The organism is Phreatobacter sp. (genome assembly GCF_016793595.1).
In the GTDB taxonomy this organism is placed as follows: Bacteria; Pseudomonadota; Alphaproteobacteria; order Rhizobiales; family Phreatobacteraceae; genus Phreatobacter.
Genome location: NZ_JAEULY010000015.1, coordinates 17,353 through 31,194, shown reverse-complemented (window position 1 = coordinate 31,194; position 13,842 = coordinate 17,353). Strand labels below are relative to the sequence as shown.

Annotated in this window: 14 protein-coding genes; 11 read left to right on the top strand and 3 right to left on the bottom strand. The window is 68.7% G+C overall.

Annotated features, from left to right (window positions below; genetic code table 11):
* Positions 1 to 15: 15 nt before the first annotated feature.
* Positions 16 to 1,671, bottom strand: coding sequence for a lysine--tRNA ligase (locus JNK84_RS15115; RefSeq protein WP_293425278.1), 1,656 nt, complete (start codon positions 1,669 to 1,671; stop codon positions 16 to 18).
* A 127-nt stretch (positions 1,672 to 1,798) separates the two neighbouring features.
* On the opposite strand from JNK84_RS15115, the gene JNK84_RS15110 reads away from it, so the two are divergent.
* The 7 genes from JNK84_RS15110 to JNK84_RS15080 all read left to right on the top strand — a co-directional run bounded on the left by JNK84_RS15110 (position 1,799) and on the right by JNK84_RS15080 (position 5,493).
* On the top strand, positions 1,799 to 2,395 hold the full coding sequence (locus JNK84_RS15110) for a methylated-DNA--[protein]-cysteine S-methyltransferase (RefSeq protein ID WP_293425276.1): 597 nt from the start codon (positions 1,799 to 1,801) through the stop codon (positions 2,393 to 2,395).
* Positions 2,395 to 3,246 (top strand): helix-turn-helix domain-containing protein, encoded by an 852-nt coding sequence (locus JNK84_RS15105; protein ID WP_441343260.1) that lies wholly within the window; start codon positions 2,395 to 2,397, stop codon positions 3,244 to 3,246. The genes JNK84_RS15110 and JNK84_RS15105 overlap by 1 nt, the downstream gene beginning before the upstream one ends.
* Positions 3,247 to 3,269: 23 nt before the next feature.
* Entirely contained in the window at positions 3,270 to 3,635 is a 366-nt protein-coding gene (locus JNK84_RS15100; RefSeq protein WP_293425273.1) for a VOC family protein, read from the top strand.
* Between the two features lie 12 nt (positions 3,636 to 3,647).
* Positions 3,648 to 4,061 carry an SRPBCC family protein gene (locus JNK84_RS15095; protein ID WP_293425271.1) on the top strand — a complete coding sequence of 138 codons (414 nt, stop codon included), beginning with the start codon at positions 3,648 to 3,650 and terminating at the stop codon, positions 4,059 to 4,061.
* Between the two features lie 60 nt (positions 4,062 to 4,121).
* Entirely contained in the window at positions 4,122 to 4,505 is a 384-nt protein-coding gene (locus tag JNK84_RS15090) for an MbcA/ParS/Xre antitoxin family protein (RefSeq protein WP_293425269.1), read from the top strand.
* Positions 4,465 to 5,232: an RES family NAD+ phosphorylase gene (locus JNK84_RS15085; protein WP_293425268.1), complete on the top strand. Its 768-nt coding sequence runs from the start codon at positions 4,465 to 4,467 to the stop codon at positions 5,230 to 5,232. The genes JNK84_RS15090 and JNK84_RS15085 overlap by 41 nt, the downstream gene beginning before the upstream one ends.
* Before the next feature lie 63 nt (positions 5,233 to 5,295).
* Positions 5,296 to 5,493: a DUF1127 domain-containing protein gene (locus JNK84_RS15080; RefSeq protein WP_293425267.1), complete on the top strand. Its 198-nt coding sequence runs from the start codon at positions 5,296 to 5,298 to the stop codon at positions 5,491 to 5,493.
* A 25-nt stretch (positions 5,494 to 5,518) separates the two neighbouring features.
* Here the strand turns inward: JNK84_RS15080 and JNK84_RS15075 are convergent, their stop codons facing one another.
* Positions 5,519 to 6,364 carry a transporter substrate-binding domain-containing protein gene (locus tag JNK84_RS15075; protein WP_293425266.1) on the bottom strand — a complete coding sequence of 282 codons (846 nt, stop codon included), beginning with the start codon at positions 6,362 to 6,364 and terminating at the stop codon, positions 5,519 to 5,521.
* A 138-nt stretch (positions 6,365 to 6,502) separates the two neighbouring features.
* On the opposite strand from JNK84_RS15075, the gene JNK84_RS15070 reads away from it, so the two are divergent.
* Positions 6,503 to 8,632, top strand: a complete 2,130-nt coding sequence (locus JNK84_RS15070) for a glycosyltransferase family 2 protein (RefSeq protein WP_293425264.1) — start codon at positions 6,503 to 6,505, stop codon at positions 8,630 to 8,632.
* A gap of 80 nt (positions 8,633 to 8,712) precedes the next feature.
* Positions 8,713 to 9,180: a PaaI family thioesterase gene (locus JNK84_RS15065; RefSeq protein WP_293425262.1), complete on the top strand. Its 468-nt coding sequence runs from the start codon at positions 8,713 to 8,715 to the stop codon at positions 9,178 to 9,180.
* Positions 9,181 to 9,198: 18 nt separating this feature from the next.
* Here the strand turns inward: JNK84_RS15065 and JNK84_RS15060 are convergent, their stop codons facing one another.
* Positions 9,199 to 10,194, bottom strand: coding sequence for an Hsp33 family molecular chaperone (locus tag JNK84_RS15060; protein ID WP_293425260.1), 996 nt, complete (start codon positions 10,192 to 10,194; stop codon positions 9,199 to 9,201).
* Positions 10,195 to 10,473: 279 nt separating this feature from the next.
* On the opposite strand from JNK84_RS15060, the gene JNK84_RS15055 reads away from it, so the two are divergent.
* Both JNK84_RS15055 and JNK84_RS15050 read left to right on the top strand, forming a co-directional pair.
* A complete protein-coding gene (locus JNK84_RS15055; RefSeq protein WP_293425258.1) occupies positions 10,474 to 11,097 on the top strand; it encodes a L,D-transpeptidase in 624 nt (207 codons plus the stop codon).
* A 150-nt stretch (positions 11,098 to 11,247) separates the two neighbouring features.
* On the top strand, positions 11,248 to 13,680 hold the full coding sequence (locus tag JNK84_RS15050; protein WP_293425256.1) for an ATP-dependent helicase: 2,433 nt from the start codon (positions 11,248 to 11,250) through the stop codon (positions 13,678 to 13,680).
* Positions 13,681 to 13,842 lie beyond the last annotated feature (162 nt).

Below are 13,842 nucleotides of genomic sequence, written 5' to 3'. Positions count from 1 at the left end.
CGATCCGGCGGTCCGTCAGGCGGTTTTGACGAAATCGCCAGCCAGCGCCTTGCCGATCAGCGCGCGCGTCTCGTCGAGGCCGTAGAGCACCGAGAAGGAGCCGAAACGCGGACCCTTCTCCTGCCCCAGCAGCACCTTGTAGATCGCCGAGAACCACTCCGACGAGACGCCCGGCTTTTCCGGTGTCGCGCCCTTGGCCTTCAGGTCCTGATAGCGCGGGATGGCGCGGCCGACATCGTAGACGGCGGCCTGCACGTCCTCGGCGCTGGCGTTCCTGGGCATGGCCATCAGCGCGGCGGAGAGCGCCTGCAGCGCCTCGCGCTCCACCTCGTCGGCGGCCTTGTAGACCTTGGTCGGCTTCACGAAGTCGTGGAAGTAGCGCACGGCATAGCCGGCGAGCTCGTCCAGCTTCGGGTTCTTCTCCGGCGTCGCGTCCGGCGCATAGCGGCGGATGAAGCCCCAGAGAACCTCCTTCGCCGGCGCGTTCGACACCGAGACGAGGTTCATCAGCATGGAGAAGGAGATCGGCACCGCGACCTTCGGCGGCGAGCCGGCATGGATGTGCCAGGCCGGGTTCATCAGCTTCGTCTTCTCGTCCTGCACCGGGTACTTCTCGACGAAGGCGAGATAGTCGTCGGCATTGCGCGGAATGACGTCGAAATGCAGCCGCTTGGCGCTGCGCGGGTTCTGGTACATGAACAGCGACAGGCTCTCCGGCGAGGCATAGGTCAGCCACTCGTCGATGGTCAGGCCGTTGCCCTTCGACTTCGAGATCTTCTGGCCGTCCTGGTCGAGGAACAGCTCGTAGACGAAGTGCTCCGGCGCTTCGCCGCCGAGGATCTCGCAGATCCGGTCGTAGATCGGCGCGTTGGTCTGGTGATCCTTGCCGAACATTTCGAAATCGACGCCGAGCGCCGCCCAGCGCATGCCGAAATCCGGCTTCCACTGCAGCTTGGCGCGCCCGCCGGTCACCGGCATGGTGACGTCGCGGCCATCCTCGTCGGCGAAGGTGATGGTGCCGTCGCGGGCGTTCACCTCCTTCATCGGCACGTAGAGCACGCGCCCCGTCGTCGGCGAGATCGGCAGGAACGGCGAATAGGTCGCCTGCCGCTCCTCGCCCAGCGTCGGCAGCATCACGCCCATGATGGCGTCGTAGCGCTCGGCGGCGCGCAGCAGCACCTCGTCGAAGCGGCCGGCCCGGTAATACTCGGTGGCGCTGGCGAACTCGTAATCGAAGCCGAACTGGTCGAGGAACCGGCGCAGCATGGCGTTGTTGTGGTCGCCGAAGCTCTTGAACTCGTTGGTCCACGGGTCCGGCACCGCCGTCAGCGGCATCTGAAGATAGGGTTCGAGGAAGGCGCGATCCGGCACGTTGTCCGGAATCTTGCGCATGCCGTCCATGTCGTCGGAGAAGCACAGGAGCCGCGTCGGCACCTTGTCGTCCGTCAGCAGGCGGAAGGCGTTGCGCACCATGGTCGTGCGCGCCACCTCGCCGAACGTGCCGATATGCGGCAGGCCCGAGGGGCCGTAGCCGGTCTCGAACAGGACAGGTCCGTCCTTCGGCTTCTTCTCCAGCCGCGCGATGAGTTTGCGCGCTTCCTCGAACGGCCAGGCGGTGCAGGCGCGGCCGGCCTCGATCAGGGCCGGCGTGGAGGGAATGGCGGGAAGCATGGCAAAATCCAGACGGAAACCAATGAAACGGGTGGGTTGCAATAGGGCGGCGGGGGTAACAGGTCAATGAACTCGCTGCTGCCACATGCTGCCATGGCTCGGCGCGGCGCGTGTTAGGAGACCCATCATGCCAAACCAGGGCTTCATCCTGTTCGAGACGGCCATCGGCACCTGCGGCATCGCCTGGGGTGCGGACGGCATTGTCGGCGCGCAATTGCCGGAGGGCGACGACGCCGCGTCGCGGGCGCGCCTGACGCGCCGGTTTCCTGAAGCGGTCGAGAGCGAGCCGCCGCCTGTCGTCCGCGCGGTGGTCGATGCCGTCATCCGCCTGATCGATGGCGAGCCGGTTGACCTGTCGAAGGCGTCGCTCGACTTGTCCGGCCAGCCTGATCTTTACCGCCGCGTCTATGACGTGGCGCTGACGATCCAGCCCGGCGAGACCCTGACCTATGGCGAGGTCGCGCGACGCATCGGCGAGCCGAATGGCGCGCAGGCTGTCGGGCAGGCGCTGGGCAAGAACCCGATCCCGATCATCGTGCCCTGCCATCGCGTGCTGGCGGCGGGTGGCAGGACCGGCGGCTTCTCCGCCAATGGCGGCGTCGAAACCAAGCTGAAGCTGCTCTCCATCGAGCGGGCGCGCACCAGCGCCGAGCCGACCCTGTTCGACGGCGACCCCGCTTTTGGTCTCGCCGCCCGGCCGTCGGCGAAAGGTGCGCCGCCATGATCCGCGCAAAACGGCTCTGCGACTGCGCCTCGCTCCGCGTCATGGACTATCGCTGCGAGGCTGGTCCCGACGACCGGCCCTTCACGGAGATGCACGACCGCCTGTCGCTGTCCTATGTCCGGCGCGGCAGTTTTGGCCTCAGGAGCCGTGGCCGGTCCTATGATCTCGTCGCGGGCTCGATCCTCGTCGGCCGGCCGGGCGACGACTATTGCTGCACCCACGAGCACCACGACAAGGGCGACGAGTGCCTTTCCTTCCAGTTCACCGCGGAAGGCGCGGACTGGCTCGGCCCGCTTCGCGAAGCCTGGGAGACGCGGGCCGTGCCGCCGACCCCTGATCTTGCGGTGCTGGGCGAACTGGCGCAGGCCGCCGCCGAGGGGCGCAGCGATATCGGGCTCGACGAGGTCGGCCACCTCATCGGCGAGCGCTTTCTCACGATCGTCTCGGGATGGAGCGGCAGGCCGCAGGCGGCGAGCGCCAGCGACCGCCGCCGGGCGGTCGAGGCCGCGCTCTGGATCGAAGCGCATGCGGCGGACGCCATCGACCTCGATGCCGTCGCGCGGTTCGCCGGCCTCTCGCCGTTCCACTTCCTGCGGCTGTTCCGCCGCGTGATCGGCGTCACGCCGCATCAGTATCTGGTGCATTGCCGGCTGAAGCGGGCGGCGGGCCTTCTTGCCGAGCCGGAGCCGTCGGTCACCGCCATCGCCTACGATGTCGGCTTCGGCGACCTGTCCAATTTCGTGCGCTCGTTCCACCGCGCCGCCGGCGTCTCGCCGGGCGCCTTCCGCAAGGCTGCGCGCGGCGAGCGCAATTTATTCCAAGAGCGGCTTGCACGCCTCGCCGTAGCCTGACGCTCCAAACACTGGAGGATGTCATGTACGACCATCTCGGACTGCGCGTGAAGGACATGAAGAAGGCGGTCGCGTTCTACACGGCGGCGCTGGCTCCCCTCGGCCACAAGCCGGGCCCGAGCGGCGAGGGCTATGCCGGCTTCGGACCCGACAAGGACACGATCCCGCTCTGGCTGCACCCGACCACCAATGCCGGCGCGACCGGCGTGCATATCTGCTTCAGGGCGAAGAGCCGGGCGGAGGTGGACGCCTTCCATGCGGCTGCGCTCAAGGCGGGCGCGAAGGATAACGGCGCGCCGGGCATCCGCACGGACTATTCGCCGACCTATTACGCCGCTTTCGTCATCGATGCCGACAACAACAATCTGGAAGCCGTGTTCATGGGCTGAGGGAGTATCGTCATGGCGTCGATCCGCAAGGAAGTCGTCATCGACGCGCCATCGGCCGAGGTCTGGTCGGCGGTGCGCGATTACGGGCAGGTGCATACCCGGCTCTGTCCCGGCGTCGTCACCGACGCCCGCATGGAAAGCGGCGACCTGCGCGTCGTCACTTTCGCATCCGGTCTCGTTCTCCGCGAATTGATCGTCGATGTCGACGATCAGGCCCGCCGCTTCGTCTGGTCGGCCATTGGCGGGCGGGCGAAGCACCATAATGGCGCGATGCAGGTCTTCGACGAAGGGGCAGGCGCAAGCCGGCGGGTCTGGATCGCCGACATCCTGCCGCACAATCTCGGGCCGGTCGTCGCCGGCATCATGGAGGAGGGGCTGGCGGCGGCGAAGGCGCATCTGGAGGCGAAGGCGCGGCGGGCGGCCTGAAGCTGGCGCGTATCTTCCCAAGGAAAGAATTTTGTGCCATTCTTTCCTTGGGAGTTTTCAATGCTTCGCTACGATGCCCAGGCCAAAGCTCGGCCGTCCGAGGCCACCGTCGTTACCAAGGCAGTGCTGCGCGCGGCGCAGGCGCTCGACGTTCCCGCCAAGGTGCTGGCGGGGATCATCGGCGTCTCGGAGGCGACGGCCTCGCGCATGAAGAGCGGCGGCTTCGCGCTGGAGCGCGCATCGAAGCCCTTCGAGCTGGCCGTGCTGTTCATCCGCCTGTTCCGCTCGCTCGACGCCATTGCCGGCGGCGACGAGGCGGTGGCGCGCGCCTGGCTGCGCAATCCGAACACGGTGCTGGATGCCGTGCCGCTCGACCATATCCGCACCGTTTCCGGTCTTGTCGATGTCATCGCCTATCTGGACGCCCGCCGCGCTCTCGTCTGAAGCGCGCGCCTATGCGGGCAAGGTCTGGCGTCTCGTCGAAGCGCAGCACCGCGTCTCGACGATGAAGCTCGTCGACGACGTGGAGGAGCAGGCGGTTCTGGAGCGGCTGGTCGAGGCAACCAAGCCGGCGGTGCCGCCGGAATGCCGGCATCTCGACTATCTGCTGGCGACGCCGTTCCGCTATGGCGCGATCTATCCGGCGGGGTCGCGCTTCCGGCGGGTGGGGCGGACAGCGGGCGTCTTCTACGCAGCGGAAAACCCCGAGACGGCGGTGGCGGAGATGGCCTTCTACCGCCTGCTGTTCTTCGCGGAATCGCCCGATACGCCCTGGCCGTCCAATGCCGCCGAGTACACCGCCTTCTCCGCCTCCATCCGCACGCCCTTCGCGCTTGATCTGACGGCACCGCCGCTCGACGGCGACGCAGCGCTGTGGGCGCATCCGACCGACTATGCCGCGTGCCAGAGCCTCGCCGAGGCGGCGCGCGGAGTGGGGGTTGAGGCCATCCGCTATCGCTCGGTGCGCGATCCGGAGGCTCGCGCCAATCTCGCCGTGCTTACCTGTGCGGCTTTCGCCGCCGCCGAGCCGGTCGATCGGCAGACCTGGCGCATCCGGCTCAGCGCCTCGGGGGTGCAGGCGCTGCGCGAGTTTCCCGAGATGCGCCTTGGCTTCGGTCGCGATGCCTTCTCCGTCGATCCGCGGCTTGCTGGCTTTGTCGCGAGGCGCTGAGGGTCATTTCACGCTTCGGCCGGTCCCGAACCATTCGGCCGCCAGCGCCGGCATCCTGCGGCCATGACCCACGCCACTCCTCGCCTGCGCCGCCATGTGACGCCCTTTCGGCTCGCCCGCCTTCCTGCGATCTGGCGGCTCTGGCGGATGCGGAGCGAGACCCGCCCGCCGCTCGCCGAACTCGACCGCGACGGGCTCGCCGATATCGGGTTGACCGATTTCGCGCGCCGGCGCGAATGCGCCCGATGGTTCTGGCAATGACGGTCATGGTCGATCCGGCGCAGCGTCAGTAGATGTCGACCGGGAAGGCCTTCAGGTAGAGCTCGGCATAGACGCCGCGCTCCCAGAGCCGCTGCAGCGCGTGGTTGATCGCCCGCCGCAGCGGTTCGTTGCCCCGCCGCATGACGATGGACAGACCCTCGCCGAAATAGCGGCTCTCGGTGAACGGGCCGCCGAGCAGGCGGCAGCAGCCCGCCGAAGCCTCGCCATTGATCCAGAAGGCACTGGCGACGCCATCGGCGAACATCACGTCGATGTTGCGCTCGCTCAGCGCCTTGCGCGCGGCCTCGATGCTCGGATAGCGGCGGATCGCCGAGCGGCGGAAGAAGGCACTCGCATAGGCTTCGTGGGCGGTGCCTTCGACCACGGCGATGGAGCGTCCGGCCAGCGCCTCCGGCGTGGCTTCGGACAATTGCGTGTCGCGGCGCATGACGAAGCGCGCCGGCAGTTCCAGATAGCGGTCGGAGACCTCGTAGCGGCGGCGGACATCCGGCGTGATCGCCAGCGAGGCGATGATGGCGTCGCCGGCATTGCGGTCGAGGCTGTCCGTCAGCGTGTCGAAGCGGCGCACCTGCACTGTGCAGGGCACTTTCAGCTCCTCGCAGATGGCGCGGGCGAGATCGATGTTGAAGCCGGTCGGCTGGCCGTCCGCGCCGGCATAGTTGAACGGCGGATAGTCGTCCTCGGTCAGGAAGCGGATCTGCGGGACGCGCGTGAGATCGACGCGCTCGGTGCGCCGGCGCGGGTCCCAGAAGCCCGGGATCGGCACGTGCGGCGCGGCTTCGGTCTCCGAGGGGCGACCGCCGGCGGGCGCTGCCGGCGATTGCGGGGTGGCCGGCAGCGTGGCCAGCATCAGCGCGGTTACAACCAAGAGTGAAAGCCGTGCGGGCAAGACACGTGATCCGGGTTCGTCCGACTGATGCCGGTATGGAACCCCTTATAGCGTGATCGACACCGCGCGGGAGGGGCCGCGCGACCGGGACGACGGGGGATGGAGGCAGCGGGGTTCCGCCAGCGGCTTGCCGCCGCCGTGAAGCGTTCCGCGCCTCCTCGCCGGAGCGACGACGCGCGGGCGCGGCCGCCTTACCCGGCGATTCCGGGGATCACTCTGGTCGAGGCGCTGGTGCCCGCCCATGCGCGTTTTCTCGTCGCCTTCGTGGCGCGCAAGTGGGGTGTGAGCGAACTCGAGGCTGCTGTCGCGCTTGGCCGAACCACGCCGGCAGCGGTCGCCAGGGCCTTGGCTGCGCGGATCGGTGGCATCGCCACGTCCCTCGATGGCGCGACGCCGACCATTGCAGCAGACCCTGCCGACTGGCTCGCCATCGTCCAGCGCGGCGAGGTCGGCATCGACCGCGCCGTGGGAGGCAAGGCGCGGCTGATCGCGCCGGGGCCCGAGGAGGCCGAGCGCATCGCGGCGAATCCGCGCGGGGTGGCGGCTGGGCTGCTGCCCGTGCTGGTGACAACGCCGGAAGCCTTTGCCCGGCTCATTCGCGAATGGGCCGCCGGGCATTGGATCGACGAGGCCAATCATGCCCTCTTGCGCGAGGATCCCGACCGGTCGGCGAGCGACGGCGCGCTGATGGCGCGGATGGCGACGGGCGTGACGCTGGCGCTTGCCATTCTGCTCGTCTGCCTCACCACCGGTCCGGCCTGGCTGGCGGCCATGGCGGGCGGGATCATCGGCGCCGCGGTGCTCGTCTGGACGGTCTTCCGTCTGGTCGCTTCGGGCATGGCGGTCGAGGCGCTTCCGCGCAGGTCGCTCGAAGACCGTGATCTGCCGCGCTACACGCTGCTCTGTCCGCTCTATCGCGAGGAGCGGGTGGCGGCCTCGCTGCTGGCGGCTCTCGGGCGCATCGACTATCCGGCCGCCAGGCTCGATATCAAGCTGATCCTCGAAGCCGACGATGGCGAGACGCTCGCTGCCGTGCGTGCGCGGCCGCTGCCGCCGACAGTCGAGATTCTCGTGCTCCCGCCGGGCGGTCCACGCACCAAGCCACGGGCGCTGATGATGGCGCTGCCCTTCGCGCGCGGCGAGCTCGTCGCGGTCTATGACGCCGAGGACCGGCCCGGCCGCGCCCAGTTGCGCGAGGCCGCCGAGACATTCGCCGCCGCCGGGGCGCGGCTCGGCTGCCTGCAGGCGCCGCTCTCCATCGCGAACCCCGACGATACCTGGCTGACCCGGTTCTTCGCGGCGGAGTACGATGCGCTGTTCCGGGTGTTGCTGCCGGCCTTCGCCCGACTGCGCCTGCCCATGCCGCTCGGCGGCACGTCGAACCATTTCCGGATCAACGCCCTGCGCCAGTCGCTCGGATGGGACCCCTACAACGTGACGGAGGATGCCGACCTCGGCTTTCGTCTCGCCTGCAACGGCTGGCGTATCGGCGCCATCGCCACGCCGACCGTCGAGGAGGCGCCGCCCACCTTCTCCGGTTGGCTCAGGCAGCGCAGCCGCTGGTTCAAGGGCTGGTTGCAGACGCTGGCCGTGCTGGCGCGGCGGCCACGCCGTCTCTGGCGCGAACTCGGCGCAGGTGGTGTGCTGGCGCTTGTGGCGACGCTGGCGGGCTCGCTCGGCTCGGCTCTGGTTCACATCGTCTGCTGGGTCGGGCTGGCGGTCACCATCGCGCGGGGTGTCTGGCCGGACTGGATTGGTCCTGCGGCCGCAGTCTTCCTCGCCGGCTATCTCGGCAGCATTCTGCACATGCTCGTCGGCAGGCGGCGCGCCGGCCGGAAAGGGTTCGCGCCCTGGCTCGCCTTGCTGCCCCTGGCTTGGCTGGCCATGGGCATTGCCGCCCTGCGTGCCGTCTGGGAACTGCGCCGCCGGCCACATCACTGGGACAAGACCGAGCACGGGCTGAGTGCGGCATGGGCCGCCGGCGCGGCCGAAGCGGACCTGCCGGGCGTCGCGCAACAGGAGATCGCCGAGCGCGTCCTGGCGATCATCGCCAGTTCCGACCGCCTGATGGCGGACGGACGCCACGCGCCGGCCGATGTCGCCGGCACGCTGAGGCGGCTGAGAACCACGCTCGCCGATCTCCGGCCGGACCCGCAGACGCTGGACCTCTACGATGCCTACTGCGCGTCGGTCGACCGTCGCGCCGCAAATCCCGCTGCCGGGGCCTGACCTCCGGATGGGTTGTCAGCGCCTGTCCGACGCCTCACAAGCGGGGAGCACGCAAGCAGTCGACGAGGGAAACAGGCGGCATGGCAGACACGACCGAACCAGCCGATGCGTCCGAGCTGCACCCGCCGCACCGCCACAGCCCGTTTCACAAGGTCATTGGCTGGAAGGTGGCCGAATGGGGCGAGGGGCGGGCGATCATCACCTGTCCGATCCGGCCGGACTTCATGAACCGGGGCGGCAATCTCCACGGCGGACTTGTCGCGACGCTGATCGATGCCGCCGCCGGCTATGCCGCGCTCGGCGGACCGGCGACGCTGACGGATGGTCGGGGCGGCGGGGACCCGGAGACACGCGGCCCCGCGGGCGCGACCCTGTCGCTGACGATCAATTATCTCGGCACGGCGCGGGAAGGCCTGCTCACCATCCGCGCGGTTCGCACTGGCGGCGGCAGGAGCGTCGCCTTCGTCCGCATCGAGGTTCTGGCCGAGAGCGGCGCGGTCATCGCCGAGGGCGTCTGCACCTACCGGCTGTTCCCGCCGAAGGCGTGACGCCGGCCACCCGGCAGGTCATTCGACCGTATCGAATTCCGACGGCGCGAACCGGTAGCTCGTCGAGCAATATTCGCAAGTCACGGTGATCTGCCCGTCCTCGACCATGTCGCGCCGCTCGTCCACCGTGAAGCTCTTCACAAGATTCTCGATGCGATGGCGCGAACAGGTGCAGTGCTCGGCAACGTCCTGCGCGTCGAACACCCTGACGCCGCGCTCGTGGAACAGCCGGAACAGCAACCGTTCCGGCGACAGGGTGCGATCGACCAGCTCGTCGTCGCCGATCGTGTCGGTCAGCGCGCGCGCCTCGGCCCAGGCCTCATGGGGGTCGGGCGGCAGGGTGCCTTCCGGCGCATCGCCCGGATGGAGATCGCGGGTCACCGCCTCGCCCGATTTCGGCAGGTGCTGGACCAGCATGCCGCCAGCCCGCCAGGCCCGCCGCATGTGGCCGTCCTCCGAGACATATTCCTCGGCGGCGGCGAGACGGACCCGCGTGTCGATCTGCTCCGACTGCAGGAAATAGCGATCGGCGGCCTTCTCCAGTCCCTGCCCCTCGAGTGCGACGATGCCCTGGTAGCGCTGCATGTCGCCGCCCTGGTCGATGGTCATGACCAGCTGCCCGCTGCCGATCAGGCGCGCGGGGTCGCCATGGCCGGCGGCAACCGCCTCCTCCACCTTGTCGGCGTCGAAGCGGACCAGCGCGCGCACGCGGTCGGGCGTGGTCACGTCGACCACCACCATGCGGATGGGGCCGTCAGTCTGGGTTTGCAGGATCAGCCGGCCATCGAACTTGAGGCCGGTGCCGAGCAGCAGGGTCAGCGCCGTCGCCTCGGCGAGCACCCGCGCGACCGGCGGCGGGTAGCCGTGACGGTCGATCATCGTGGTGACGGAATGGCCGAGGCGGACGACGCGGCCGCGCAGGTCGAGCTCGTCGACCTGGAAAGGCACGACGATGTCGTCGGCGCCGTGGGTGATATCGGGGATCGTGGACATGGCGCCTATATGGCCGGTCATGCCGGCGATTGCGAGAGGCTGGGCGGGTCCCGGTCACGTTGCGGTGAGACGGGGCGGCATGCTCCAACCCGGCCGCAGCCCTGCCTTTCGTTCCGCGCATGAGCGTTGCGCGGCGGTCACACTGCGTGAGGAAACGTGGCTTTCCGACCACGCCGGGCATCGCGTCACGGTTGCATTGCGGCCGGCGATTAAGGTCTATCCAACCGGCGGTGTTGCATGATCGGGGCCCTGCCGGCTTCCGGCGCTGGTCAACCGCATTCAGAAGGTCAAGGTGCATCCATGCGGCGCTTCGTGCCCATCCTCGCCACGGCGGCGGCTCTCCTCCTCGGCGCGTCGGCCGCCCAGGCGCAGTTCGTCAACTTCGGTTCGGGCGAGCAGGTCATCATCGACCCGGCCACCAACCAGCCCATGCGCACCATGGCGCGCACCGATGGCGGGCCGCGTCCCGGCACCGGCGTCTCGGCCATTCCGCGCGAGACAGTCTCCTTCTCCGGCCGCTATTCGCCCGGCACCATCGTCATCAACACGCAGGAGCGCCGCCTCTATCTCGTTCAGACGGGCGGCACGGCCATCCGCTACGGCGTCGGCGTCGGCCGGCCGGGCTTTTCCTGGGGCGGCAACCAGAGCATCACGCGCAAGGCGGAGTGGCCGGACTGGCGTCCGCCGGCCGCCATGCTGCGCCGCCGCCCCGACCTGCCGCGCTTCATGGCGGGCGGCCCGGAAAACCCGCTCGGCGCGCGGGCGCTCTATCTGGGTTCGTCGCTCTATCGCATCCACGGCTCGAACGAGCCGCACACGATCGGCACGGCGGTTTCGTCGGGCTGCTTCCGCCTGACCAACGACGACGTCACGGATCTCTACAACCGCGTGCGCGTCGGCACCCGGGTTGTCGTCCTGCGCTGACGCTCACCGCGATACCGCATCATCCAGAGGGCCGGCGGCAGCGCCGGCCCTTTTCGTTGCGGGCTGTTCGCGCAAGGACAGCCGGCGGGTTGGCTTCCGGCCCCGGAACGCCCATTTTGGGCGAGAACCGAATCGGAACATCCGCACGTCATGACAGACCCCGCCCAGCGTCAGCCAAGCCTTGCCGAACGGGCCATGGCCGCCCGCGGCAACCAGGCCGCCGCGGGCTATCTCGCCGGCCTCAATCCCGAGCAGCGCGCCGCCGTCGAGACGATCGACGGGCCGGTTCTGGTGCTGGCCGGCGCCGGCACCGGCAAGACGCGGGTGCTGACCACGCGCATCGCCCATATCCTGTCGCAGCGACGAGCCTTTCCCTCCGAAATCCTCGCGGTGACCTTCACCAACAAGGCGGCGCGCGAAATGAAGGAGCGCATTGCCCATCTGGTCGGCGAGGCGGTGGAGGGCATGCCCTGGCTCGGCACCTTCCACGCGACCGGCGTCAAGATCCTGCGCCGGCATGCCGAACTGGTCGGGCTGAAGTCCGGTTTCACCATCCTCGACACCGACGACCAGATCCGCCTGCTGAAGCAGCTCATCCAGGCCGAGAACATCGACGAGAAGCGCTGGCCGGCGCGCGTGCTGGCGGGCGCCATCGACGGCTGGAAGAACCGGGCGCTGACCCCCGACAAGGTTCCGGCCGGCGAGGCCGCGGCCTACGCCAACGGCATGGGCCTGCGGCTCTATGCCGACTATCAGGCGCGGCTGAAGGTGCTGAACGCGGTCGATTTCGGCGACCTGCTGCTGGAGACCATTCGCCTGTTCCGCGAGAATGACGACGTGCTCGCGGAATATCAGCGCAAGTTCAAGTTCATCCTCGTCGACGAGTATCAGGACACCAACGTCGCGCAATATCTCTGGCTGCGCCTGCTGGCCCAGCGGCAGGAGGGGCGGCCGCAGAACATCTGCTGCGTCGGCGACGATGACCAGTCGATCTATGGCTGGCGCGGCGCGGAGGTCGACAACATCCTGCGCTTCGACAAGGATTTTCCCGGCGCGACGGTCATCCGCCTTGAGCGCAACTACCGCTCGACCGGCCATATCCTCGCGGCCGCCGCCCACCTCATCGCCCATAACGAGGGGCGGCTCGGCAAGACGCTGTTCACCGACGGCGAGGATGGAGCCAAGCCGACGCTGACCTCCGTCTGGGATTCGGAGGAAGAGGCGCGCTCCATCGGCGAGGAGCTGGAGCAGATCCAGCGGCAGGGTCAGCCGCTCAACGGCACCGCCATTCTCGTGCGCGCCTCGTTCCAGATGCGCGAGTTCGAGGACCGGTTCATCACCATCGGCCTGCCCTATCGGGTCATCGGCGGACCGCGCTTCTATGAGCGGCTGGAGATCCGCGACGCGCTGGCCTATCTGCGTTGCGTCGCGCAAGGCTCCGACGACCTCGCCTTCGAGCGCATCGTCAACACGCCGAAGCGCGGTCTCGGCGACGCGACGCTCCAGCAGCTCCATGATCATGCGCGTGCGCGGAACGTGCCGCTGATGCAGGCCGCCCGCGTGCTGGTCGAGACCGAGGAGATGAAGCCGAAGCCGCGCGGCGCGCTGAAAGCCCTCATCGAGAATTTCGACCGCTGGGCCGGCCAGATCGAGGCCATGCCGCACAACGAGCTGGCGCAGCTCGTGCTCGACGAGAGCGGCTATACGGAGATGTGGCAGAAGGACAAGACGGCGGAGGGCGCGGGCCGGCTGGAGAACCTCAAGGAGCTCGTCCGCTCCATGGAGGAATTCGAGAACCTCTCGGGGTTCCTTGAGCATATCGCGCTGGTGACGGAGGCGCGGGGCGAGGGCGAGATCGACGACGCCGTCTCGATCATGACACTGCATTCCGCCAAGGGTCTGGAGTTCGACACGGTGTTCCTGCCGGGCTGGGAGGAGGGGCTGTTCCCGCACCAGCGCTCGCTCGACGAGAACGGCCGTGCGGGCCTGGAGGAGGAGCGTCGTCTCGCCTATGTCGGGATTACCCGGGCACGGCGCAGGGCGAAGATCTACTTCGCCGGCAACCGCCGCATTCACGGCCTCTGGCAGTCGACCGTGCCGAGCCGCTTCGTCAACGACCTGCCGGCGGATCACGTGGAGATTTCCGAAGGCCTCGGCACATCCGGTTACGGCGGCATGGGGCGCGGCAATTTCGGCCAGAGCCGCTTCGACAAGGTGGAGACCTTCTCGTCGACCTATTCGACCCCCGGCTGGCAGCGCGCGCAGGCGCAGAAGGCGCTGGCCGAGGCGCAGGCCCGCTTCACCGGCCGCTCCGGCAGCCAGGCCTTCGGCTCCACCTTCGCCGAAGGGCGCGGCGGCTTTCAGGGGCGGCTGACGGACCGTTCGGGAAGCGGGCGCACCATCGAGGGCGAACTGATCGCCAAGTCGTCTGGCGAGCCCTCGCGCTACCAGCCCGGCGACCGGGTGTTCCACCTGAAATTCGGCTATGGCGACGTGGTCGCGGCCGACGGCAACAAGCTGACCGTGCAGTTCGACAAGGCCGGCGAGAAGAAGGTGGTCGACAGCTTTGTGCAGGCGGCGTGACTTCGCCGCAACCACCAGCTGCCCCGCCGCGCCTAGCATGCATGGTCGGAGGGGCATGACATGCATCACAAGCGCAAACGCCCAAAGAACCGCCGCGCTGGTTGCCTCCTGTGCAAGCCGCACAAGGCGAACGGCGCTTGTCCGCGCCACAAGGACATGCGG